Here is a 22,277-nt window from a genome sequence, read left to right as displayed (position 1 = left end):
GGCCCGGCGCGGCGCAGGGGCACGCGCCGGCGCCGCCGGGGCCCTTCAGGCGTCGGGGATCCAGTTGCCGTGATAGCCCAGCGGCACCCGCACCGGCAGGTGGACCCGCGCCAGCGGCGGCCCGGTGAAGTCCTGCGCCGACAGCACCACCAGGTCCGAGGCGCCGCGCTCGGGGGCGGCGACGTAGGCCATCAAAAAGCCCTCGTCCTCCCCGCCGCGGCCCTCCGGGTCGGGTGCGAACGCCGCCTCGCTGACGGCCTCCTCGCGGCTGAACCCGTGCACCTGCGCCGTGCCGGCCGCCAGGTCGTGCTTGATCAGGGCGTTGGTGAACGCCACGTCGGGGTGCGGCCCCCCGGCGGTGAACGGCATGCCGTACAGGGGGCTGATCGCCGAATAGCCGTAGCGGTGCGGCAGCGCGGCGAAGGCGTCGTTGATCCGGGGGAAGTCCTGGGCGCGGTCATCGATCCGCCGCCGCTCCACCCGGCCGCCCGCCAGATCGACGCTCCAGCGTTCCAGCACCGGGACGATCGCCCCCGGGTCGGTGACGTCCAGCGGCCCCTCCGCCACGATCAGGTCCATCGTGATCGTCTCGCCGTCGTCGTGGGCGTTGAGGGTGTGGCTGACGTACAGCGGATCGGCGGGCAGCCAGCGCACCGGCCCGCCGGAGCGGGGCAGCACGCCGATCCGGGCCTGTGCCTCCCGGTCCCAGGCGAACTGCCCGGCCGCGATGGAGAACCGCAGCGGGATGTCGAACAGCACGACGTGGTTCTGCGACAGCGCGAAGTCGTGCAGGAACGGCATCTCCCCCGGCATCGGCACATCGGTCACCTGGACCACCGTGCCGTCCGGGCCGGTGACGACGTGCTGCGCGAACGACCGCCCGATCACGTACGCCACGGAGTGCAGGTCCCCGGTGCGCGGGTCCACCTTGGAATGGGAGTTGACGCTTGAGCCCGCCGGTGTGCCGCCGAGCGCGCACGGGCCGATCGTGTCCAGCTCATAGCCCAGCTCGTGGGGCGGCAGGCCGCCTTCCACCAGGGCGAACGTACGGCCGGCGTGCCCGATCACCTGGACGTTGGGCGAGACCGGCATGCCGGGCGGCTGAGGTTCGCCGCGCCGCAGCCGTTCCAGGGCCGCGCCGACCTCCGCCGAGCGCACCCAGCGGTTGCGGTACCACTCGGCGCGGCCGTCGCGGATGCGCACGCCGTGGACCATGCCGGCGCCGAGGCCCCAAAAATGCACGGCGGGGTCCTCTACGCCGAGCGGGTTGGGGCCCATCCGCAGGTAGCGGCCGCGCAGGCCGCCCGGCAGGCGGCCGCTGACCGGCAGGTCGTAGGCGGTGACCTCCTCCCGCACCGGGGCGAACGGCCCTTGGAGATAGCGGCGGCGGTGCGCCGGCATCGCGTCGATGTCGATCATCGTGGGTACGCTCCTGTCCGTCCCTGCCGGGACTTCGGTACGGTGTACGAGCGTGACGGTACAGCGTACGAACAGGCGGGCCAGGGGCCGAGAGGCGATCAGGCCGCCGTGTACTAGCACAGATCAGGCGGGTGTGAGCAGGCCGATCCCCGCCGCGAGCAGCGGCACCGGCCCTGCCGGCCCGCTCGACGCCGGCCGCCCGGTGTACTAGGACAGAAAGAGGGAGGGCCGAGCATGCGGCGACCCGATGCCGACCCGCCGTACCTGCGGATCGTGGCCGAGATCAAACGGCAGGTCCAAGACGGTGAGCTGCGGGCGGGTGACCGCGTCCCCTCCACCCGGCAGGCCGCCGCGCGGTGGGGCGTGGCCGCCGCCACCGCCGCCAAGGCGCTGGAGAGCCTGCGCCGCGAAGGGGTGGTGGTGGCCATCCCCCGCGTCGGCACCGTCGTGGCCGACACCGCGCCCAGGGCGCCCCGCTCCGCGCCGCCCGCGCCCGCGACGGCCGGAGGGAAGGAGCGCGAGCGCGTCGTGCGCGCGGCCATCGCCATCGCCGACGCCGGCGGGATGGAGGCGGTGTCCATGCGCGGCGTCGCCACCGCGCTGGACATCCCCACGATGTCGCTGTACCGGCATGTGCGCGGCAAGGAGGAACTGGCCGTGCTGATGGCCGACACCGCGTTCGGCGAACTGCGCCTGCCCGCCGTCCTGCCGCCCGGCTGGCGCGCCCGGCTGGAACTGCTGGCGCGCCTGCAGTGGCGGATGTACGGCAGGCACCCCTGGCTGCCCCGCCTGGTCTCCCTCACCCACCCCCAGCCCCTGCCCAACCTGGTCGGCCTCGGCGAACGGGCCTTGGGCGTGCTGGCCGACCTCGGGCTGGAGCCCCGCCAGGCCATGCTGGTGTGGTGGACGGTGGCCAACTACGTGCGCGGCACGGCGTTCAACCTGGAACAGCAGGCCGAATCCGAGCAGCACACCGGGCTCTCCGCCGACGAGTGGCACCTCGCGCACCTGCCGGTGTTCCGCGCCGGGCTGCCCTCCGGCCGCCTGCCCGCACCACCGCCGCACGGCGGGCCGGGCCCCGGCGGGACGGCCTTCGACCTGACCGAGTTCTTCGAGTTCGGGCTGCGCCTGACCTTGGACGGCATCGCCGTGCTGGTCGGCCGATCCCGCAGAGACGATCACTGAGATCCGGCCGGCGGGCGGAGCGTCATAGGCTTGGGGCCGCGGCGGACCCGCCACCCCCGGCCGGGGCCGCCCGCCCCCCGTCACCCAGCCGAAGGGGCCGTTCATGCCGAACGACACCGCCGTCCGCGAAGCCACCACCGTCGTCGTCATCGGAGCCGGCCCGGCCGGCCTGACCCTGGCCAACCTGCTGCGGCTGGCCGGAGTCGGCTGCGTGGTGCTGGAACGGCACAGCAGAGCCTACGTGGAGGGCCGCCAGCGCGCCGGAGTCCTGGACTACCACGGCGCCCAGATCTTCGAGAAGTGGGGCCTGGCCGGGCAGATCCTGGCCGGGATGCCCGGCGACGGGTCGCTGGAGATCCGCGTGGACGGCCGGTCGCGGCTGCTGGACGTCGCCGCCCTGTCCGGCGGCCGGACCGGGGCCCTCATCCCGCAGCAGATCCTCATCGGCAGGCTCCTGGCCGCCCACCTGGAAGCGGGCGCCGACGTGCGGTTCGCGGCCGGCGACGTCGCCCTGCACGACATCGCCGGGCCCGAGCCGAAGGTCACCTACCGCGACCCCGACGGCGTCCTGCGCGAGATCGGCTGCGCGTACATCGCCGGATGCGACGGCCAGCACGGCGTCAGCCGGGCCGCCGTGCCCGCGGACGCCCTGACCACCTACACCTACGACCACGGCATCGGCTGGTTCACGATCCTGGCCGACGTCCCCCCGCCGCGCCACCCGCTGATGGCGATCAGCTCCCACGGCTTCGCCGCGCACTTCGCGCGCGGCCCCAAGGCCAGCCGTTTCTACCTGCAGTGCGACCCCGGCGCCGACCCGGCCCAGTGGAGCGAGGAGCGGGTGTGGACCCAGTTGCGCCTGCGGCTGGGCGATGAGGAGCTGCCCGCCGGCGCGATCACCGACAAGACCGTCGTGGACATGCGCAGCTTCGTCGCCGACCCGATGCGCCACGGCAGGCTGTTCCTGGCCGGGGACGCCGCGCACATCATCACCCCGATGGGCGGCAAGGGGATGAACCTCGCCATCGCCGACGCCGACGTCCTGGCCCACGCGCTGCGCGCCGCCGTCCACGACGGCGACGAGACCGGGCTCGCGGCCTACTCCACGACCTGCCTCGACCGGGTGTGGAACCACCAGGAGTACTCCCGCTGGCTGACCGAGATGACCCACGAGGCGGGCGATGAGTCGCTGGCCGGGCCGTTCCGCCACCGGCTGGCCCGGGCACGGCTGGAGCGGCTGTTCACCTCAGAGGCGGCCGCCCGCGCCCTGGTCGACCTCATGGCCGGCGGCTGACCCCAGGGCACCGCGGACAGGCCGGAAGGATGCCTTAAGCGAACCGTAAGGGCGGCCGGGCAGGCTGAGGAGCAACGAAGGGACGGGCCAGTCCGGCGCCGCGTCCCCGGCCACCGGAAAGGACGGCACGCCCGTGCGCACGCTCATACTTCAGGCCCAGGTCACCATCGACGGCCACATGGCCGGTCCCGAGGGCGAGATGGACTGGCTGACCACCTCATGGAGCACCGACGTCGGCGAGTACATCGAGGCGGCCACCAAGTCGGTCGACTGCATCGTGCTGGGCCGCACCCTGGCCGAGGGATTCATCCCGGCCTGGGCCGGACGTCCCGAGGGCGAGACCGACCAGACCATCGACTGGATGAACGACACGCCCAAGGTCGTGATCTCCAACACGCTGACCGAGTCGCCGTGGGACAACGCCGTCGTGGCCGGCGGCGACCTCGCCGAGACGATCGGACGGCTGAAGGCGCGACCGGGCGGCGACATCATCGTCTACGGCGGGGCCACCCTGGTGTCCGGCCTGATCGCCGCCGAGCTCATCGACGACCTGCGGCTGTTCGTCAACCCCACCGCGATCGGCGCCGGGCTGCCCGTGTTCGGCGCCGACGCCAGGCGGCTGCGCTTCGACCTGCGCGGCGCGCGGCCGTTCGAGTGCGGGATCACCGCGCTGCACTACACGCCGCGGCGCGCCTAGCCCGCCCGCGGCGCGTTCAGGTCGCCGGCAGCGCGGTGGCCAGCAGCACGACCCCGAGCGAGCCGATCAGCGAGGCCACCGCGAACGCCCGCGCCGTACGCGGACGGCCCGCGCCCGCCGCCCACCCGTGCAGCGCCGCCGCCGCCATCACCACGCAGAACAGCGCGAGCTTGACGGCCAGGATCCGGCCGTAGCCGGGCTCGGCCAGCGACGCCCAGGTCAGGCCCTTGTGCCAGGCGATGCCCAGGCCCGTAAGGACCTGCAGCGGCACCAGCACCACCCCGGTCACCAGCCCGAACCGGCGCCCCACCGCGTGCAGCATCCGGGCGCGCGCCTGGTCGTCCAGGAGCCTGCGGGCCTGCGGAAGCACCACCAGGGAGACCGTGAGCTGCCCGCCGACCCACAACGCCGCCGACAGCACGTGCAAGAACCGCACCACCGCCCACCAGGTCACCGCATCTCCCGCACCACGTCGTCCACCGCCGCATTTCGCCGGACCTGCCCGGAGTCTGCCACCCTCGCCCGCCGCCCGTACACGCGGGCCGCCCCCGCCCGCCGCCGAAACGGCCGTGTGGCCAGGAAATGGACATGGAACGGACTGCCGTATGGTCAGCGCGGTGCCGGAGGGTGTGCCTGACACATGATCTTTACCGGCGTGCAGCCGGTGAAGAAGGTGTTCTTTTCCGCAACCCTTACGGCAAAGGACCGACATGCGACTGGCCACGTTAGCCGGAGCGGTGGCACTGACCGCCGGCATCGCCTTCACATCGATTCCCGCGTACGCGTCCCCCACCCCCTCTCCTTCTCCTTCCGCCCCCTCCGCCCGCGCCCAGGGCGATGGCATGCTACAGGCGCTGCAGCGTGACCTGCGTCTCACCGCCGAGCAGGTCCGCGTCCGCCAGGCCCACGAGGCCACCGCGGCGACGCTGGAACGGCGGCTGCGCGACCGCCTGGGCGAGCGGATCGGCGGCGCCTGGTACGACGCGGGCAAGGAGCGGCTGAGCGTCGGCGTGCTGAACGACAAGGACGCCAAGGCGGTCCGCGACGCGGGCGCCACCCCCGTCCAGGTCCGGCGCAGCGAAAAGCGGCTCGCCGAGACCAAGGAGGTGCTGGACCGCGCCGCCAAGGCCGCCGACGACAAGATCTACGGCTGGCACGTGGACGTCGCCGCCAACGCCGTGCTGGTCTCGGCCGCCGACCAGGCCTCCGGTGAGCGGTTCGTCCGTGCCGCCGGACTGACGGCCGGCGAGGAGGTACGCATCACCCAGGGCCGGGCGTTCAAGCCGGTCGGCGACATCCGCGGCGGCGACGAGTTCTTCAGCCCCACCGACACCCCAGGCACCTACGTCGCCTGCTCGGTGGGCTTCTCGGTGGACAACGGCGGATTCATCACCGCCGGCCACTGCGGCAAGGCCGGCGCCATCACCAAGGGCCACGACTGGTCCGACCAGGGCGTCTTCGCCGGATCGACCTTCCCCGGCGGCGACTACGCCTGGGTGATGCTCTACCAGGGCGCCAAGTGGGCGACCCGCCCGTGGGTCAACGACTACAACGGCAACAACGTCAAGGTCGCCGGTTCACAGGAGGCCCCGATCGGGTCCTCGATCTGCCGCTCCGGGCGTACCACCCACTGGCGCTGCGGCGTCGTGCAGGGCAAGGACGTGACCGCCCACTACTCCGACACCGCGATCGTCGAAGGACTCACCAAGACCTCCGCCTGCGCCGAGCCCGGCGACTCCGGCGGCGCGTTCATCTCCGACGACGAGGCCCAGGGCGTGACCTCCGGCGGCGCGGGCGGCTGCGCCGATGGCGGCATCAGCCTGTTCCAGCCGATCAACCCGATCCTGCACACCTACGACCTGACGCTGACCACGACCAAGCGCTCGGGCTCGATCGTCGGCTGGCAGGACAAGTGCATCGACGTGCCGAACTCCGACGGCGTGGAGGGGCAGCGCCCCTGGCTGTGGGACTGCAACAACACCGGCGCCCAACTGTGGAACTTCCACCGGGACGGCACCATCCGCAACTTCGCCCTTTGCCTGGACACCGCCGGGGGCTCCACCGCCGCCGGCGCCGCCGTCCAGTTGTCGCGCTGCAGCGGCGCGGCCTCCCAGAAGTTCAGCCTCACCACGGCCGGCGCGCTGGTCAACACCAACTCCGGCAAGTGCGTGCAGGTCGTCGGCGCCGGCGGGGTGGGCAGCAGGTTCGAGCTGGGCGTCTGCAACGGCAGCGGCCACCAGAAGTGGCGCAAGGTCTGATGCGGCCACCGGTACGGCCCGCCGCCTGAGGCGATCGGGCCGTGCGCGCCGCCCGGGGCGGTCAAGAACCGCGCCGGGCGGCGCACGCCGTTGCGGAACGGGGCCGGCGCTCACAGCAGGCGGCGCTGCACCACGTCGGCGATGACCGTGGTCACGACCTTCTCCACGGCCGCCGGCCGCGGCCGCTCGCCCGTGCGGTCGGCGAACAGCAGGTGCCCGGCCCCGATCAGCGACAGTGCCAGGGAATCAACGTCGGCATCGGCCGCGATGCGGCCCATCGCGCGCTCTTCGGCCAGATATTCGGCGAGCATGGCGGTGGCCTCGGCCAGCAGCGGCACACCGTGGGGGCGGTCGCGGCGCAGCCGGGCGCGCAGCTCGTCCCGGGAGATGATCAGGCCGACGATCGCCACCGCCACCGAGCCGAACAGGTCGATCAGCACGTCGGTGAGATTGCCCGCCACCGTGCCGCGCCCCGCCGAGGAGCGCAGGCCGGGCGAGCGGGCCTCGATGCGGGCGACGCGGTCCAAGACGAGTTCGGCCAAGAAGGCGTCGAAGTCGGCGAAGTGCCGGTGCAGCACGCCCTTGGCGACGCCCGCCTCCGTGGTGACCGCCCGGCTGGTCAGCGCGTTCGGCCCATCGCGGAGCAGGACGCGCTCCGCGGCGTCGAACAACTGCGCGCGAACGTCACGTAGGGCCACCCCTGTCGGCACCGTACATCCCTCTTTCGGCGTGCGGAGCCCGCCCGATTGACGAGTGGGCATGTGCCCACTATGGTGGGCGCATGCCCACTATATCTTCCCCGGGTTCACCCTCCCCTGAGATCGAACCCCACAAGGAGCGCGCGATGGCCGAGTCGTTCGGCATCGACGCCGAACGCTACGACCGCACCCGCCTGCGCTACCCCGCCGCCCTGGTGGAGCGGATCGTCGCCGCCGCGCCCGGCCCCGACGTCCTGGACATCGGCAGCGGCACCGGAATCGCCGCCCGCCAGTTCACCGAGGCGGGCTGCCGGGTCCTCGGCGTCGAGCCCGACGCGCGGATGGCCGAATTCGCCCGCCGCGCCGGAATCCAGACCGAGGTGGCCACCTTCGAGGACTGGGACCCGGTCGGCCGCGACTTCGACGCGGCCATCGCCGCGACCGCCTGGCACTGGATCGACCCGATCGCCGCCGCGGCCAAGGCGGCGCGGGTCCTGCGGTCGGGCGGGCTGCTCACCGCCTTCTGGAACGTGTTCCAGATGCCCCCCGTCGTCCTGGACGCCTTCGCCGCCTCCTACCGGCAGGCCGTACCCGACTCCCCGATCGACCTGCGCGCCATGGCCGCCCCCGCCGCCGACACCTACGACACGATGATCGGCAAGGCCACCGGCGGCATCGGCCGCACCGGCGCGTTCGGCGAGGTGGAACACTGGCGCTTCGAATGGGAGTGGCACTACACCAAGGAGACCTGGCTGGACCAGATGCCCACCTCCGGGATCCTCACCCGGCTCCCCCCGGACCGGCTGACACCGATGCTGGACAGCGTCGGCGCCGCCATCGACCGGCTGGGCGGCGGCTTCACCATGCCGTACCTGACGATGGCCTTCGCCTGCCGGCGCAACGACGCCGCCCCCACCGGCTGAACCGGCCCCCTCACGCCCCGGCCGGGCCGGGCAACCGGACGGCCTCGCCGAAGATCGCCCGAAACCCGCGGGCGGTGTCGGCGTACTCGCGGACCCGGTGGATCAGCTCGCCCCGCAGTTCCAAGACGAAGCAGTGGTCATTGGCGTAGTGCCCGCCATCGGGCAGCGTCGCGGTCATGGTCGCCTCCACCACCACCCGTTCACCCGCGTCGTGAACGCCATGAAAGGCGACCGAGACATCACGCGCGTACAGCCGCGGGAAGTCCTCGGTGAAGAAACGCGCGATCGCCTCCCTGCCCACCATGTGATCGGTCGCCCTCAGTGCGACGGCGGTGGCATTGCCCGGGGGTGAAAGCCATTCGGCGTCCTCGGTGAACAGCGCGGATATCCGCTCGGGGTCATTACCGGCGAGCGCCGAAAAGGCGTCGTACACGATGCTGTGGCTCATGCCTCCACTGTCACCGCCGCACCGCACCCACGTCTTGGACGAATGTTCCGCGCGATCCCCTGCGCCGGAAGGGGGTCGCGCGGCCGGCTTGACCGGCTAGTGATAGTGAGTGTTTACTATCTTATGGAACGGCGGCGGCGCGCGGAGGTCATCGCGCCGCATGAACAAGGCGCACTCCATCACCGCCGCCGGTTCCCTGCGTGAGCCCGCTGATCTCTTTTTTCACTCAAGATAGTGACCACTCACTAGCATTAGGATCGAGATGACCACGACCCCCCTGTCCCGGACCGCCCGTCGCCGCTGGTGGTGGACCCTGTGGAGCCTGATGGCCGTGCTCGCGATCGGCATCGCCGCCTACGCGGTACCGCCGTACCTGACCGGCGACCCCGCCGACAGCGCCCTGCCGCTCCGCCCCGACGTGGCCCTGCACTACCTCTCCCTGGTGGTCCACGCGGTACCGGGCGGCCTGGTCCTGATCATCGGCCCGCTGCAGTTCATGACCCGCCTCCGCGTCAACAGGCCCAAGCTCCACCGGGTCCTCGGCCGCATCTACATGATCTCGATCGTGGCCGGCTCCATCGCGGCGATCGTGGCCGCCACCTACTCCCTGGACGGACTCCCCTCCCAGGTCGCGTTCTACCTGCTCACGGCCGCGTGGCTGTACACGGTGGGCAAGGCGTACCAGGCCATCCGCCGCGGCGACGTGCAACTGCACCGGATCTGGATGATCCGCAACTACGCCCTGACCTTCGCCGCGGTGACGCTGCGGATCTACCTGATGATCGGCATGGCGGTGCGCGCGGCGGTCCCCGACCTGGCCTTCGAGGACGTCTACACCACCAGCGTGTGGGCCTCCATCCTGATCAACGCGGTCGTGGCCGAGTACTTCATCATCCACCGCACCCTGATGCCGCTGGCCCGCCGCCGGCAGCGCCACGACGCCGCCGCGCAGAACGAGGGCGCAGCGCCGATCCCCACCGGAACGAACGGCTGACCCGGCGAACCGCCGGCTCAGGGATGAGCAGCGACGCCACCACAGGCCCTTCGGGCCCGATCAACGGGTCACGGTGGTCTCCCGCTGCACATGTGACAGCTTCTCGGGATTGCGCACGTGGTAGGCCCCGGTGACGTAGCCGTTCTCCAGGCGCACCGCCAGCACTCCGTCGATCTCCCCGTCGACGCGCACGAGCAGCCCGGGGCCGCCGTTGATCTGAACCAGCTCCACCGTCCGTTCCACGTCGTGTTTCCACCAGCCGACGGTCAGCAGGCGGGCCACCTTGTCGATCCCCACGACGGGCCGCGGCAGGGCGTGCCTGACTCCGCCGCCGTCGCTCAGCGCGACGACGTCCGGAGCCAGGATGTCCAGCAGGCTCTGCAGGTCGCCGGTCTCAAGGGCCCGCTGGAAGGCCAGCAGCGCGGCGCGCGTCTCGGCCGGGGAGGTGGTGCCGCGCGGCCGGCGGGCGGCGACGTGCGACCGCGCCCGGTAGGCGAGCTGGCGGACCGCGGACGGGCTCCTGCCGACCGCCTCGGCGATCTCGTCGTAGTCCAGATCGAACACCTCGCGCAGCACGAACACCGCCCGCTCGGTCGGCTGCAGCGTCTCCAGCACCAGCAGCATCGCCATCGACACGCTCTCGGCGAGCTCGACGTCCTCGGCCACATCGGGCGTGGTCAGCAGCGGTTCGGGCAGCCACGGCCCGACGTAGGACTCCCTGCGCCGCCCGAGCACCCGTAGCCGGTCCAGCGCCTGCCGGGTGACGATCCGCACCAGGTAGGCCCGCTTCTCCCGCACGGAGTCCTGATCGACGTCCACCCAGCGCAGCCAGGTCTCCTGCAGGACGTCTTCGGCGTCGGCCGCCGAGCCCAGCATCTCGTAGGCCACGGTGAACAGCAGGTTGCGGTGAGCGACGAACACCTCGGTGGCGGAGTCCGCGCGGCCGGTACGCGGGTCGGCGCCTCGCCTGCTGCGCTCGGTCATGCCCGGCTCCCCCGTGTTCGTTCCCAGCACTGCCACGCGCACAAGACGCCGGCCCCCACCACTTTGTAACACCCGCGGCAGGTGGCCTACGTCACACGGCCGCGCTGTTACGGGCATCGAGGCACCGGCGTCTTGTGGTCATCAAGCCGTCGCGCATGTCCACACGGCGGAAAGACGGCAGAAAGGCGGAACAACGTGAGCATCACCACGTTCGCGGTGGCGGGGGCGACCGGGCGGCTGGGCCGCCACGTCGTCGACGTCCTGACCGAACGCGGGCATCGGGTCGTGCCGATGTCCCGGGCCACCGGCGTGGACGTCATCACCGGCCAGGGCCTCGCCGAGGCGCTCGCCGGGGCCGAGGTCATCATCGACGTCGCCTCCTGGCACTCCTCCGAGGAGGAGGCGGCGACGGAGTTCTTCCGCACGTCGGCCCGCAACCTGCACGAATACGGCCGTAAGGCGGGGGTCGCCCAGATCGCCATGGCGTCCATCATCGGCGCCGACAAGGCCACCGCCGGTTTCCTCGCCGCCAAGAAGGCGCACGAGGAACTTCTCCTTTCCGGCCCGCTCCCCGTCCGCATCCTGCGGGCCGCGCAGTTCCACGAGTTCGTCGGCTCGCTCCTGGACTGGCGGCAGGGCGATGTCGCCTACCTTCCCGCCCTGCCCACCCAGCTCGTGGCCTGCCGCACGGTGGCCGAGGAACTGGCCGACCTGGCCACCGCCCCCGCCGCCCCGGGGCCGCCGATCCCCGAGATCGCCGGACCCCGCACGGAGATCATGGCCGAGGCGGCCCGGCTGCTCGGCGCCCGCCGGGGCGTCGAGGTCGTCGCCGTGGACGGCTCCGGCATGCCCGACGCCGGCATCGCCGCCAAGGGCGCCTTCCTGCCCGGCCCGCACGCGAAGCTCGCCGGACCCACCTTCCAGGAATGGCTGGACGCCCAGCTCTGACAATCCGCAAGCAAACCGGACGAAAGGACATATCGATGACGCAAGCCCCGGAACTGCCGCTGCACATGCAGAGGAACGGGCTCGACCCGGCCGAGGAACTGGCCCGGGTCCGCGACGAGGAGGGCGTGATCAAGGTACAGACGCCGTTCGGCGTGCCCGCGTACGTGATCTGCCGCCATGAGGACGTCCGCCAGGTGCTCGCGGACCCGGCCAGGTTCAGCAGCGCCTTGACGCCGATCCCGGGATCGGAGCGGATGAACGCCGAAGAGGCGGCCACGATGCGGGCCGGGCAGCTGATCGGTTTCGACCCCCCGGAGCACACGCGGCTGCGCCGGATGCTCACCCCGGAGTTCACCGTACGGCGGATGCGCACGCTGGAGCCGCGGATCACCGAGATCGTGCACGCGGCACTGGACGACCTGGAGCGGGCCGGCAAGCCGGCCGACCTGGTCGAGCACTTCGCGCTGCCGGTGCCCTCGCTGGTGATCTGTGAACTGCTGGGCGTCCCGCACGCCGACCGCGCCGAGTTCCAAGACCGCTCCGCGCGCCTGCTGGACACCTCCTTGCCGATCGACCAGCGCGTCGCCGCGCAGCGGGAGGACCGCGCCTACATGGCCGGACTGGTGGCCCGCGCCCAGGCCGACCCGGGTGAGGACATGCTGGGCATGCTGGTACGCGAGCACGGCCACGACCTCGGCACCGACGAACTGGTCGGCATCGCGGGACTGCTGCTGCTGGCCGGGCACGAGACCACCTCCAACATGCTCGGCCTGGGCACCCTGGCCCTGCTGCGGCACCCGGACCAGCTCGCGCTGATCCGCAAGGACCCGGCGCTGGCCGAGCCCGCCGTGGAGGAACTGCTGCGCTGGCTGTCCATCGTGCACGCGCTGCCGCCGCGCACCACCACGGCGGACGTGGAGGTCGCCGGGCATGTCATCCCCGCCGGATCGCTGGTGATCTGCTCGTTTCCCGCCGCCAACCGCGACCCGGCCTTCATCGACGATCCGGCGACCCTCGACATCACCCGGGGCGCTGCCGGGCACGTCGCCTTCGGCCACGGCGTGCACCACTGCCTGGGGGCGCCGCTCGCGCGGATGGAGATGCGCATCGCCTTCCCCGAACTGCTGCGGCGCTTCCCCGGCCTCGCCCTGGCCGACCCGCACGAGCAGGCCGAATTTCGGGCCTTCAGCATCGTGTACGGCCTGCGGGCGCTGCAGGTGACCTGGTGAGCGCGGAGCGGCCCGTACCTCCCCGGTTCTTCGGCCTGCTGAAGGCGAGCACGGTGCTGGTGGCCGTCACGCTGCTGGTGCAGGGCATCACCGCGGGACGGCTCCTGGCCGGAGAGGGCGGCCCCCAGTTGCACCATGCCACGGGCCGGGCCGTCACGGCCGCGGTGGTCCTGCAGATCATCGCGGCGCTGCTGGTGTGGCGGGCGGGCCGCGGACCGGCGCGGTACCTGGGCATCGGCGCGCTCCTGTTCGTGCTGATCGGCGTGCAGTTCGTGACCGGCGGGAGCGGGGACGCCGCCGTGCACGTCCCTCTCGGCGTGGCGCTGTTCGGCGCGAGCGCCGCCCTGGTGGCGCAGGTGTGGTCGCCCCGCGCCGCCCGGACCACCGGCTGAACCCGGCCGCGGCTACCCGTCGGGGGTGCAGAACTGGGCACCGACGCGGTGCCCACCTTCTGGTTCACCCTGCGCCGATCTCGGCGATGAAGGGCCCGATCGCCGCAGGCCGGGTAGGAGATGAACGGGCCGGCGTCCGCCGGCCCGGACGATCGGGAGCGTGCCGGATGACTCCTCGCGAGCAGTGGCTGGTGGTCGGGTACGACCGGCACCCGGCCGCCCGGACCGCCCTGGAGACGGCCGCGGACCTCGCCCTGCCGCTGTCCGCCCGCCTGCTGGTGGCGCACGTCCTGGACCTGGACGACTATCCGCTCGACCCGGACGCCGCCGACTGGGAGGAGGCGGCCGGGCAGGCCGTCGCCGCCGAACGCGCCCAGGCCGAAACCCAGCTGGCCGGTCACCCGCTGCCCTGGACGTTCCAGGTCGAACACGGCGAACCCGCCCCCAGGCTGCTGGACCTCGCGGCCCGCCACGACGCCCTGATGATCGTCATCGGGGCCGCCCGCCACGAACTGGGCGCACACCTGCTGACCGGCTCGGTCGCCAGGCACCTCGCCCAGCACGCCGACCGGCCCGTCCTGCTGGTCCCCGCGACCGGCCCGGGAACCCGCAGGTCCCCGGACCGGCCGCGCAACGGCGGTCAGGGCGCGTCGTACCCCAGCGAGTAGGCGCCGTCGCCGCTGGAGGAGTACAGCCGGTAGCGGTAGTACCCGGCCGCGCCGGTGTAGGCCAGGCTCTCATCGGCGCCCGGGGAGGTGGACTGGGCCACCGTGGTCCACCCCGAGCCGTTCCACCTCTCCAGGTACAGATCGAAGTTCGCCGAGTCGGGCCCGTCCAGGCAGGCGCGGTGCGCGCCGGAGACCGTCGTCTGGAAGAAGCGGCCGTCCGGCTGGTACTGCGTCTGCGAGGCCGTCAGCGACCCGGTCTTGGTGGTCTCGAAACCCTGGCAACCCGACGCCGCGGCCACGTGCAGGGTGTAAAGGGCTGTGTGGGTGACGGTGGACCCGGCCGCCTTGATCCTGATCGGATAGGTGCCCGCCGGCGTCTGGGCGTGGGCGTTGATCACCATGGTGGACTCCGCGCCGGACGGGATGGTGCTGGGATTGAAGGCCACCGTCGTCCCCGGAGGCAGCACCTCCGTGCTCAGTGTGAGGTTCTGCACCTGGCCGCCGACGGTCTGGGTGATGACCCGGGCGCTGACCACGCCATCGGGTGCCACGGTCCCCTCGTGCGGGACGACCGTGAGCGGGTACTCCTCGCCGCCGGTGGGCGGGGTGTTGTCGATCAGCCCCGCGATCTCGTTGTAGACCAGCGTGATCCGGGTGCCCCAGTTCGGGCAGCCGCCGAGGTGGTGCAGCGCGATCACCTTGTGGCTCGCGGCGGCCAGCACCGGCGAACCGGAGTTGCCGCCGGAGGTGTCGCACCGATAACCGGTGTTGACCCCCGCCGACACCACGTCGATCTTGCAGGTGGCCCCGCCCTGGGCGTCCTCGTACAGCGACAGCCGCTTGGGCTTGATGTCACCGTGGCCGGGAATGTAGATGCGCTCCCCGGCCACCGGCTCGCGCGGTTCGAGGTACAGCGTCCCGTACCGCTGGATGGCGGCCAGGTCGCTCACGCTGAACAGCGTGTAGTCCAGCGCGTTGAGCGCGCTGGTCTTGATGAACTGCCCCGGGCCCACCTTGGTGCCGGCCGGGGCGTCCGAACCGCCGCAGGTCGCGCACTGGCGGCCGAAGACGAACTCGCTGGCGCGCAGGTCCGCCTCGTTCTCCATGCAGTGGTGGTTGGTCAGCAGCCGGTTGGTGTCGCCCACCCGCCACACGGTGCAGGAGCCGAGCCCGTTGAGCAGCTGCTGGCCGACGGCCTGGCTGCGGGCGAACTCCGTCGGGTGACTGTCGCGGTAGCAGACCACGTCGCGGCGGGCGTCGGTACCGCACACCGACAGCGTGCGTGACCGCTCGGCCTGCTCGGCGGCGGTGAAGCCGCGCCAGTACCGGTCGATCCGCGCCCCGTACCCCAGCCGGGACAACCGGGCCGCGTCCGTCCGCGGCACGCGCGCGTGCAGGGTGACCACCGCGGTGTCACCGTCGATCGACAGCGCGGCGAACCCGGGCCGGCCGTGCTCGGTGTGGTCCGAGCCGCCGGCGTTGGCGCCGCGCGCCGGGTCGCCGAAGTAGGTGTGCACCTCGCGCCGCGCCGGGTCGCTCACCGTGACACGGTCGCCAGGCAGCAGCCGTAACGCCGCGAAGTGCACCTTCACATAGCTCGCGCCCCGCTCGTGGATCCGGGTGCTCCAGGTACGTCCGGTGGCGCCGTAGCGCAGGGCGATGTCGCCGTCGCGGACCTCGCCCACCGGATCGGCCGGATTCTCCTGCGGGGCCGGTCCGGTACGCGCGGACGCCTGCGGCATCAGGGGCGGCACGGCGGCCAGGAGCAGCGCCGCCAGCAGCGCCGTGAGGAATCGTCGTCGATGTCTCATTGTGGGGGGACCTCCACGGGGCGGGCCGCCGGTGCGCAGGTCGTGCGCGTGACGGCTGGGGGGTGGTGGGCGGAGGTGAGGCGGGCCGGGGACGGCTAGGGATCGGCCCTGGGGCAGCGCCCGGCCGCGCCGTCACCGAAGGCGTACGCCGAGCGGAGGGCATGGGTGGGCCCTCCGGCCGGCGTCGCCGAGCAGCGCATGCGCTCAAGGTAAACCCGGCGGACATCGGTAGCGATATCCGTAGGCTGTACCGATTTCGGGGTGGATCGCGGGGTCAGTCCGAAGGCCAGTTGGACAAGGTGGCGTCCAGGGCGTCAAGGATCTTCGACCATGAGGCGCCGGTGCCGCGAAGATGGGCCGAGTGCTGGAACGCCTGCGCCGTCTCCAGGCTCACGAACCCGTGAAAGACGCTGCCCAGCAGCCGGATCGCGTCGATGTGCCCGGACTCGGGGACGCGGTAACCGCGCAGGATCGCCCGGGTCATCTCCACATGCCGCCCCCCGGCGCTGGCCGCCGCGGTCTCCGGATCGAGGCTGAACCTGGTGGCGGCGTACCGCCCCGGGTGCGCGTGGGCGTAGTCGCGGTAGGCGTCGGCGAAGGCCACCAGGGCGTCCTTGCCCGAACGCCCGGCCAGCGCGGCTCCGGCCTGGTCGGCCAGCTCGGCCAGCGCGAACAGCGCGACCTTCACCCGCAGGTCCCGCATGCTGGTGATGTGGGAGTACAGGCTGCCCTCCTTGACGCCGAAGCTGCGCGCCAGCGCCGTGACCGTCACGTTCTCAAAGCCGATCTCGTCGGCCAGATCCGCCGCCACCTGCGTCAGGCGCTCGACGGTCACCCCCGCGCGGGCCATGGTCGTCCTCCAAAAGCTAAGCCGCTTATCAATTTGCATAATAGCCTTAGCTTTGATTAGCCTCTCACTCATGAGGGAGATCACAGAGAGTGACATCCGCCGGTCCTTCGTCAACTGCTCCAAGGGCGAGGCCGGGCGGCTCGGCCTGCCCGGCGACCTCGCCGGCCAGGCGTGGGCGGACCTCGACTTCCTCGGCTGGCGCGATCCGGGCGCGCCCGGCCGGGCCTACCTGGTCGCCGAACGCGGCGACCGCCTGGTCGGCGTGGCGCTGCGGGTGACCTCCGGCGGCGGGGGGCGCGGCTTCACCGCGCGCAGCATGTGCTCGCTGTGCCTGACCACGCACGCCGGCGGCGGCGTGGCGCTGATGGCCGCGGGCCGCGTACGCGGGTCCGGGTACCAGGGCGACACCGTCGGCCGGTACCTCTGCGGCGACCTCGGCTGCTCGCTGTACCTGAGGGGCAGGAAGGAGAGCGTGGGCAGCGGCGATCTGACGGAGACCCTGCCGGTGGAGCAGAAGATCGCCCGGCTGCGCGTCAACCTGGACGCCTTCCTGGACAAGATCACCATGTGACCAGGCGGCGGGCACCTCGCATATCGCGGCGGGATGACCGCATTGGTAGGTCCACACCGCCGCCGCCCGCCGTACCGTGGCGGCACCGCCATCTGAGGAGCCGCCATGCGCAGAATCCGTGCTGCCGCCGTGAGCCTGGTGCTCGCGACGAGCGCGCTCATACCGTCCGCCACTCCCGTCCAGGCACAGCCGGCCCCTCCCGCCCACCCGCCGGGGCTGATCGAGGCCATGCGGCGCGACCTGGGCCTCACCGCCGAGCAGGCCGTTCAGGTGCTGGCCGCCGAGCGCCGGGCGGCCGAACGGGAACCCGCGCTGCGCACCCGCCTGGCCGCCCGCTTCGGCGGCTCGTGGGTGGATGACACCGGGGCGCTGGTGGTGGCCACGACCGACGCCGCCGACGCGGCGGCCCTGGCCCGCGCGGGCGCGCGGCCGGTCGTGGTGAGCCGGTCCTTGGCCTCTCTGGAGGTGATCGCCGGCGTGCTGAACCGGACGCGGAACCCCGGCCGGGCGATCCGCGGCTGGCATGTGGACGTGCGGTCCAACAGCGTCGTGGTACTGGCCGCGGACGCGGCGGCCGGGGAGGCGTTCGTGCGCAGGGGCGGCGTGGACCGCGCCGCCGTACGGATCGAGGTCACCGCCGAGCGGCCCGTGCCCTACGCCGACGTCCGCGGCGCCGACGGCATCAAGATCGGCTCCAAGGTCTGCCTGGCCGGCTTCACGGTACGCCGCCAGAAGAAGGAAGGGTTCGTCACCGCCGGCCACTGCGGCAAGCCCGGCGACCCGGTCTACGGCCACCCCGCCCTGAACGGGGCGCGCGGCGCCGCGTCCTCCGACCCCATCGGCGTGGTGGAAGCCTCCTCCTACCCGGGCGACGACTACGGCTGGGTGTCCCTCGATCCCGCATGGAAGGCCGTCGGCCTGGTCGGCCGCGACCGGCCGACCGTCGTCACGGGTTCCACCGAGGCGCTGCCGGGCTCACGGGTCTGCATCATGGCCGGGCACGGGGCCTTCCACTGCGGCACCATCCAACAGCGCAACGTCAGCGTGACCTATCCCGACGGCACGGTCAGCGGCCTGACCCGCACCAACGTCTGCGCCGAACCGGGCAACTCCGGGGCACCGTTCCTCGTGGGCGGGCTGGCCCAGGGCTTCCTGTCGGGCGGCACCGGCAACTGCGGCACCGGCGGGATCACCTTCTTCCAGCCGGTCAACGAGGCGCTGGCCGCCTACGGGCTGACCCTGATCACCGCCATCTCCCCGCCCGGAGCCGCCTCCGGCCGATGACCGCGCCACCCCCGGGGGTGTGAAAAGTAGGAAAAGTAGGTATAGTGTCCCTAGTAGGCGAAGGAGGGGCACATGGCCGGGAAGATGATCGAGGGGCCGGACGGCCGCTACATCGTGGGGACGGTGAAGATCGGGGAAAAGGGACAGATCGTCATCCCCAAGGACGCGCGAGACCTGCTCGACCTGCAGGCGGGTGACACCCTGCTGGTGCTCGTGGACCGCAACCAGGGCATCGCGCTGGTGGACAACGAGCGATTCCGGCACTTCGCCAGCGGGGTGCTCGCCGCCGAGGAAGGGCCCGCCACCGGCGAAGGACGGGAGGCGGGCCGATGACCGCCTACCGCAACCCCTTCGAAGGACAGCGCGAACCGCTGGCCCCCGAGCTGGTCAAGGCCGGGTTCCGGCAGGAGAGCGCCGAGCTCGGCGGCGTGCTCATCAACTACGTCCGCGGCCCGGAGGCGGGCGTCCCGCTGCTGCTCGTCCCCGGCCAGATGAGCCTGTGGAGCAGCTATCGACGGGTGCTGCCCGACCTCGCGCGGCACTTCACCGTCTACGCCGTCGACGTGCGCGGGCACGGCAACTCCTCCTGGACCCCGGGCGACTACTCCTGGGACTCCGCGGGGACCGATCTCGCGCACTTCCTGCGCGAGGTCATCGGCCGGCCCGCGATCGTCAGCGGCAACTCCTCCGGCGGCGTCCTCGCGCTGTGGTGCGCCGCCAACGTCTCCGACCACGTCTCGGCGATCGTGCTGGAGGACCCGCCGATCTTCTCCACCGAGTGGCCCCGCTTCCGCGACCGGGACCGGTGGGTGTACGGCAGCCTCGAATACGCCGTGCGGGCGTTCGGCGACATCGAGAACCGGCGGCCGGCCGACATCTACCGCCAGGAGATCCCGATCGGCGAGGACAAGATCATCCGGATGCCGGATCGCTTCGTCGACCTCCTGGACCGGCTGGCCACCCGGTACCAGCGCCGCCACCCCGGCCGCCCGGCGAGCCTCGGGGTGCGCTGGCTGCCGCGGTTCCTGGACGAGATGATCCGCGCGGTGTCGATGTTCGACCCCGACTTCGCCAGGGCGTTCGTCGACGGCCGCTTCTACGGCGACTTCTCCCCCGAGGCCGCGCTGCGGCGGACGACCTGCCCGGTCCTGCTGCTGCACGCCAACTGGCAGCGGTTCGAAAAGCACGGGCTGGTCGGCGCGATGGACGACGACGACGCCCGCCGGGTGCGCGAACTGGCCCCGCAGACCGTCTACCAGCGGATCGACGCCAAGCACGTCGCCCACGACGACAAACCGGAGGTGTTCACCACCGCCGTGACCGAGTTCGCTGAAGAGCTCATCTCCTCCGGGGTCATCCACAGCCCCCGCTGACTCACGCGCACGCGCCGCCCGGTCGCGGTAGCGTGCGGATATCGCGTCCCCGCCCATCGGAGGTGATCACGGTGCATCCGGTCTTGTGACGGCCCCAACCCGGGGTGTCACGGAGCCGAAAGGTGACCGTATGAGCAAGACCGACAAGACGCGTCCGCTATGGGTGCGGATGGCCGACCGGCCGCCGGTGACCTGCGTGCCCGTACACGATCACCGGGACGGCGTCTGCACGCTGCCCGATGAGATCACGGCGTGGAGCACGTCCCTGAGCCACCGCCCGAGCGGCTGCTACTGGAGCGCCACCCCCTTCGCCTACATGCGGTTCGTTTACGGCACCGGAGGGCGGGAGTGGTACCGCCTGCGGCGCGAGGACCGCCGCCGCAGCCGTCACGAGGCCCGCCGCCGGCTGCGCGACCGGCGCGACGACGACTGAACCGCGCCCGTGGGTCCGGACGGCGTCAGCCGCCCGGACCCACGGGGTGCGTGGCGCGGCCCAGCCGCCGCCCCACCCGGGCGAGGCTTTCCAGCAGGCCCGCCCGCGTGCTCTCGGCGAACCCGATGAACAGCCGGTTGGCCAGTGGCACCGCCCAGCCTCCCCGCCGCGCCACGTTGAAGACGCGATGGACGAGCAGCGTGCCCCGCGGATGCGGCTCGACGCTCCACTCGCCCCGATACCACCAGCCGCCCTGGAACGCGATGGTGTGACCGCTCACCTCCACCGTCGAGGTGTGGCCGGGGGCGTCCTGGACGGAGAACCGGCCCTCGCGCCTGCCGCCGGGCAGCAACTCGTCGGCGAGGGCGTGCCATGCCTCGCCGGGCGCGGCCTCGATGATCCCGGCCGCCTCTGCGACCAGCTTCTTCTTCGTCATGACGCCACTCTGGTGTTCTGGAACGAGGCGAACCGCCACCCCTCGGGGGTGCGCACGGCGGTGAAGGAGACGATCGACGCGCGCAGCCGGTCCGCCAGCGTGGTACCGCCCCTGGAGATCACCAGCATCGCCCCGTCGGCCAGCGGCTTGAACGTCGCCTCGCCGCCGCCCACGGCCATGGTGGAGCCCTTGAGCGGCCCCTCGAACAGCCGGCGGTGAACAGACTCGATGATCTCTCTTCCCTTGGTGTGCGTGCCGTCGAAGGTGATGTAGTCGGCGTCCTCGGTGAACAGGGCGGCGTAGGTGGTGGCGTCACCGGCGTTCCACGCCTCGGCGAGGCGGGTGAGCATGCCGGTGATCTCTGCGTGGTCGGACATGGTGAAATCTCCTTTTCCGATTAACGCGCCTCACTATAGTGCAAGATGCAATATGGGAAAAGGTGCCACAAGGCAGACCTTGGTCATCGGCTCGAACAGGCAGCGGTCTAGGCCCGCTGCTCCCGAACCTGTCCCTAGCCGCCAGGTAGGTCTTCGACTGGTGCCGCTGGCTGGGTGGGTTTGAGCAGGACGCGAGCGTGGTGGGACGGCCCGGCGTGGTGCTGCTCTGCGGGCAGGCCGACCCGGTCTACGGCGCGGGGTCCGCCTGTCTGTGACGTGCCACGGTTAATGTCGCTGATTCTGCCGCGCTCTTGTCACGTCGGCTCGGCAGGCTGGTTGATGAACCGGTGGGCGTTATGGGGGTTGAGGAACCCGGGAACAACTGCTCTCCAGCATGGACGGCAAGACGATCAGCCAGTTCTGGGACGCGATCGAGTCGCGCTTGGATGACCGGGAACAACGGGGCAGCCGCACCCTGTACCGGATGAGTGCGGTCATCGAGGCGATGAACGAGATCTGCCGCGGCCCTGGGTTGCCGCCGATTCGGAGCAGGACCATCTCAGAAGATCACCAGCCGGTCCGGCCAGTGAACACTGAGAGAGCAGAGCCCAGTGGGCAATGTGATCTCATCCAACCGCCGCTCCACCACTTGCCCTGCCGGGTCAGGCAGCGTGAAGCGAACAAGCCGGGGCGGACTTGCGGCCGGGCTGTTTGCCTCTGGGCCAGGCCGATGAGGATGGCGGCGCGGATCCCGGCCGTGGGCTCACCCCGAGTTGCAGTTCATATTTCCATATGGCAATATGAACTCCGTTCCGGCCGAGGATCCTTGACGCCTCGAACGACACCCGAAGGAGAATCCATGACCGACGGAACTTTGGAAACGATCGACGGCCGCCCGGCGCTGCGCTTCGAACGCGTGCTCGCCTATCCGGTAGAGCGCGTGTGGCGGGCGGTCAGCGTACCGGCGGAGCTGGAGCGCTGGATGCCCGCGGCCGTCAACTGGAC

The 22,277-nt window shown here is 71.9% G+C and carries 24 protein-coding genes; 15 read left to right on the top strand and 9 right to left on the bottom strand.

From position 1 onward, the window contains the following. Window positions 1-45: 45 nt before the first annotated feature. A complete protein-coding gene (locus DP939_RS16270; protein ID WP_225878285.1) occupies window positions 46-1,419 on the bottom strand; it encodes a carotenoid oxygenase family protein in 1,374 nt (457 codons plus the stop codon). Between the two features lie 234 nt (window positions 1,420-1,653). Here DP939_RS16270 and DP939_RS16265 point away from each other — a divergent pair, with 234 nt between their 5' ends. The 3 genes from DP939_RS16265 (at window position 1,654) to DP939_RS16255 (ending at window position 4,595) form a co-directional block, all read left to right on the top strand. Further along, a complete protein-coding gene (locus DP939_RS16265; protein ID WP_113981563.1) occupies window positions 1,654-2,604 on the top strand; it encodes a TetR/AcrR family transcriptional regulator C-terminal domain-containing protein in 951 nt (316 codons plus the stop codon). A 103-nt stretch (window positions 2,605-2,707) separates the two neighbouring features. After that, window positions 2,708-3,898: a 4-hydroxybenzoate 3-monooxygenase gene (locus tag DP939_RS16260; protein WP_113981562.1), complete on the top strand. Its 1,191-nt coding sequence runs from the start codon at window positions 2,708-2,710 to the stop codon at window positions 3,896-3,898. A 133-nt stretch (window positions 3,899-4,031) separates the two neighbouring features. Continuing rightward, on the top strand, window positions 4,032-4,595 hold the full coding sequence (locus DP939_RS16255; protein WP_113981561.1) for a dihydrofolate reductase family protein: 564 nt from the start codon (window positions 4,032-4,034) through the stop codon (window positions 4,593-4,595). A gap of 16 nt (window positions 4,596-4,611) precedes the next feature. Here DP939_RS16255 and DP939_RS16250 read toward each other — a convergent pair whose 3' ends face one another. Then, complete coding sequence (locus tag DP939_RS16250) at window positions 4,612-5,049, bottom strand: hypothetical protein (RefSeq protein ID WP_113981560.1); 438 nt, start codon at window positions 5,047-5,049, stop codon at window positions 4,612-4,614. 256 nt (window positions 5,050-5,305) lie between these two features. Here DP939_RS16250 and DP939_RS16245 point away from each other — a divergent pair, with 256 nt between their 5' ends. Continuing rightward, window positions 5,306-6,853 carry a ricin-type beta-trefoil lectin domain protein gene (locus tag DP939_RS16245; protein WP_113981559.1) on the top strand — a complete coding sequence of 516 codons (1,548 nt, stop codon included), beginning with the start codon at window positions 5,306-5,308 and terminating at the stop codon, window positions 6,851-6,853. Between the two features lie 110 nt (window positions 6,854-6,963). Here the strand turns inward: DP939_RS16245 and DP939_RS16240 are convergent, their stop codons facing one another. Further along, window positions 6,964-7,563, bottom strand: a complete 600-nt coding sequence (locus tag DP939_RS16240) for a TetR/AcrR family transcriptional regulator (protein WP_113981558.1) — start codon at window positions 7,561-7,563, stop codon at window positions 6,964-6,966. A 134-nt stretch (window positions 7,564-7,697) separates the two neighbouring features. Between DP939_RS16240 and DP939_RS16235 the strand changes: the two genes are divergently transcribed. Then, the gene (locus tag DP939_RS16235) at window positions 7,698-8,474 is read left to right on the top strand and encodes a class I SAM-dependent methyltransferase (RefSeq protein ID WP_199565203.1); all 777 of its coding nucleotides are present in this window, start codon (window positions 7,698-7,700) and stop codon (window positions 8,472-8,474) included. Between the two features lie 10 nt (window positions 8,475-8,484). On the opposite strand, the gene DP939_RS16230 is transcribed toward DP939_RS16235, so the two are convergent. After that, window positions 8,485-8,922 carry a nuclear transport factor 2 family protein gene (locus DP939_RS16230; RefSeq protein ID WP_113981556.1) on the bottom strand — a complete coding sequence of 146 codons (438 nt, stop codon included), beginning with the start codon at window positions 8,920-8,922 and terminating at the stop codon, window positions 8,485-8,487. Between the two features lie 262 nt (window positions 8,923-9,184). Between DP939_RS16230 and DP939_RS16225 the strand changes: the two genes are divergently transcribed. Beyond that, window positions 9,185-9,916, top strand: a complete 732-nt coding sequence (locus tag DP939_RS16225; RefSeq protein ID WP_113981555.1) for a DUF2306 domain-containing protein — start codon at window positions 9,185-9,187, stop codon at window positions 9,914-9,916. 60 nt (window positions 9,917-9,976) lie between these two features. Here the strand turns inward: DP939_RS16225 and DP939_RS16220 are convergent, their stop codons facing one another. Beyond that, window positions 9,977-10,900 carry an RNA polymerase sigma-70 factor gene (locus tag DP939_RS16220; protein WP_113981554.1) on the bottom strand — a complete coding sequence of 308 codons (924 nt, stop codon included), beginning with the start codon at window positions 10,898-10,900 and terminating at the stop codon, window positions 9,977-9,979. A 195-nt stretch (window positions 10,901-11,095) separates the two neighbouring features. Between DP939_RS16220 and DP939_RS16215 the strand changes: the two genes are divergently transcribed. From DP939_RS16215 to DP939_RS16200, 4 genes are all read left to right on the top strand, one after another. Beyond that, on the top strand, window positions 11,096-11,848 hold the full coding sequence (locus DP939_RS16215) for an SDR family oxidoreductase (RefSeq protein ID WP_113981553.1): 753 nt from the start codon (window positions 11,096-11,098) through the stop codon (window positions 11,846-11,848). Window positions 11,849-11,883: 35 nt separating this feature from the next. After that, on the top strand, window positions 11,884-13,077 hold the full coding sequence (locus DP939_RS16210) for a cytochrome P450 (RefSeq protein ID WP_113981552.1): 1,194 nt from the start codon (window positions 11,884-11,886) through the stop codon (window positions 13,075-13,077). Further along, window positions 13,074-13,469, top strand: a complete 396-nt coding sequence (locus DP939_RS16205; protein ID WP_113981551.1) for a hypothetical protein — start codon at window positions 13,074-13,076, stop codon at window positions 13,467-13,469. The genes DP939_RS16210 and DP939_RS16205 overlap by 4 nt, the downstream gene beginning before the upstream one ends. 167 nt (window positions 13,470-13,636) lie before the next feature. Beyond that, window positions 13,637-14,137 (top strand): universal stress protein, encoded by a 501-nt coding sequence (locus DP939_RS16200; RefSeq protein ID WP_158578597.1) that lies wholly within the window; start codon window positions 13,637-13,639, stop codon window positions 14,135-14,137. On the opposite strand, the gene DP939_RS16195 is transcribed toward DP939_RS16200, so the two are convergent. Beyond that, the gene (locus DP939_RS16195; protein WP_199565202.1) at window positions 14,110-15,948 is read right to left on the bottom strand and encodes a S1 family peptidase; all 1,839 of its coding nucleotides are present in this window, start codon (window positions 15,946-15,948) and stop codon (window positions 14,110-14,112) included. The genes DP939_RS16200 and DP939_RS16195 overlap by 28 nt on opposite strands. A 274-nt stretch (window positions 15,949-16,222) precedes the next feature. Next, entirely contained in the window at window positions 16,223-16,798 is a 576-nt protein-coding gene (locus DP939_RS16190; RefSeq protein WP_113981549.1) for a TetR/AcrR family transcriptional regulator, read from the bottom strand. A 70-nt stretch (window positions 16,799-16,868) separates the two neighbouring features. Here DP939_RS16190 and DP939_RS16185 point away from each other — a divergent pair, with 70 nt between their 5' ends. From DP939_RS16185 to DP939_RS16165, 5 genes are all read left to right on the top strand, one after another. After that, window positions 16,869-17,369, top strand: a complete 501-nt coding sequence (locus tag DP939_RS16185) for an FBP domain-containing protein (RefSeq protein ID WP_113981548.1) — start codon at window positions 16,869-16,871, stop codon at window positions 17,367-17,369. Between the two features lie 105 nt (window positions 17,370-17,474). After that, entirely contained in the window at window positions 17,475-18,653 is a 1,179-nt protein-coding gene (locus tag DP939_RS16180) for a S1 family peptidase (protein WP_113981547.1), read from the top strand. Window positions 18,654-18,725: 72 nt separating this feature from the next. After that, the gene (locus tag DP939_RS16175; protein WP_225878284.1) at window positions 18,726-18,986 is read left to right on the top strand and encodes an AbrB/MazE/SpoVT family DNA-binding domain-containing protein; all 261 of its coding nucleotides are present in this window, start codon (window positions 18,726-18,728) and stop codon (window positions 18,984-18,986) included. Beyond that, window positions 18,983-20,026 (top strand): alpha/beta fold hydrolase, encoded by a 1,044-nt coding sequence (locus DP939_RS16170; RefSeq protein WP_113981546.1) that lies wholly within the window; start codon window positions 18,983-18,985, stop codon window positions 20,024-20,026. The genes DP939_RS16175 and DP939_RS16170 overlap by 4 nt, the downstream gene beginning before the upstream one ends. Before the next feature lie 130 nt (window positions 20,027-20,156). After that, window positions 20,157-20,459 (top strand): hypothetical protein, encoded by a 303-nt coding sequence (locus DP939_RS16165; RefSeq protein ID WP_113981545.1) that lies wholly within the window; start codon window positions 20,157-20,159, stop codon window positions 20,457-20,459. Window positions 20,460-20,484: 25 nt separating this feature from the next. On the opposite strand, the gene DP939_RS16160 is transcribed toward DP939_RS16165, so the two are convergent. Both DP939_RS16160 and DP939_RS16155 read right to left on the bottom strand, forming a co-directional pair. Next, complete coding sequence (locus tag DP939_RS16160; protein ID WP_199565201.1) at window positions 20,485-20,895, bottom strand: hypothetical protein; 411 nt, start codon at window positions 20,893-20,895, stop codon at window positions 20,485-20,487. Continuing rightward, complete coding sequence (locus DP939_RS16155; protein WP_113981544.1) at window positions 20,892-21,272, bottom strand: SgcJ/EcaC family oxidoreductase; 381 nt, start codon at window positions 21,270-21,272, stop codon at window positions 20,892-20,894. The genes DP939_RS16160 and DP939_RS16155 overlap by 4 nt, the downstream gene beginning before the upstream one ends. Window positions 21,273-22,277: the final 1,005 nt, after the last annotated feature.

Source organism: Spongiactinospora rosea (assembly GCF_003315795.1).
Classification (GTDB): Bacteria; Actinomycetota; Actinomycetes; order Streptosporangiales; family Streptosporangiaceae; genus Spongiactinospora; species Spongiactinospora rosea.
The sequence above is the reverse complement of the archived record's forward strand: the minus strand, read 5'-3'. Positions and strand labels throughout refer to the sequence as shown.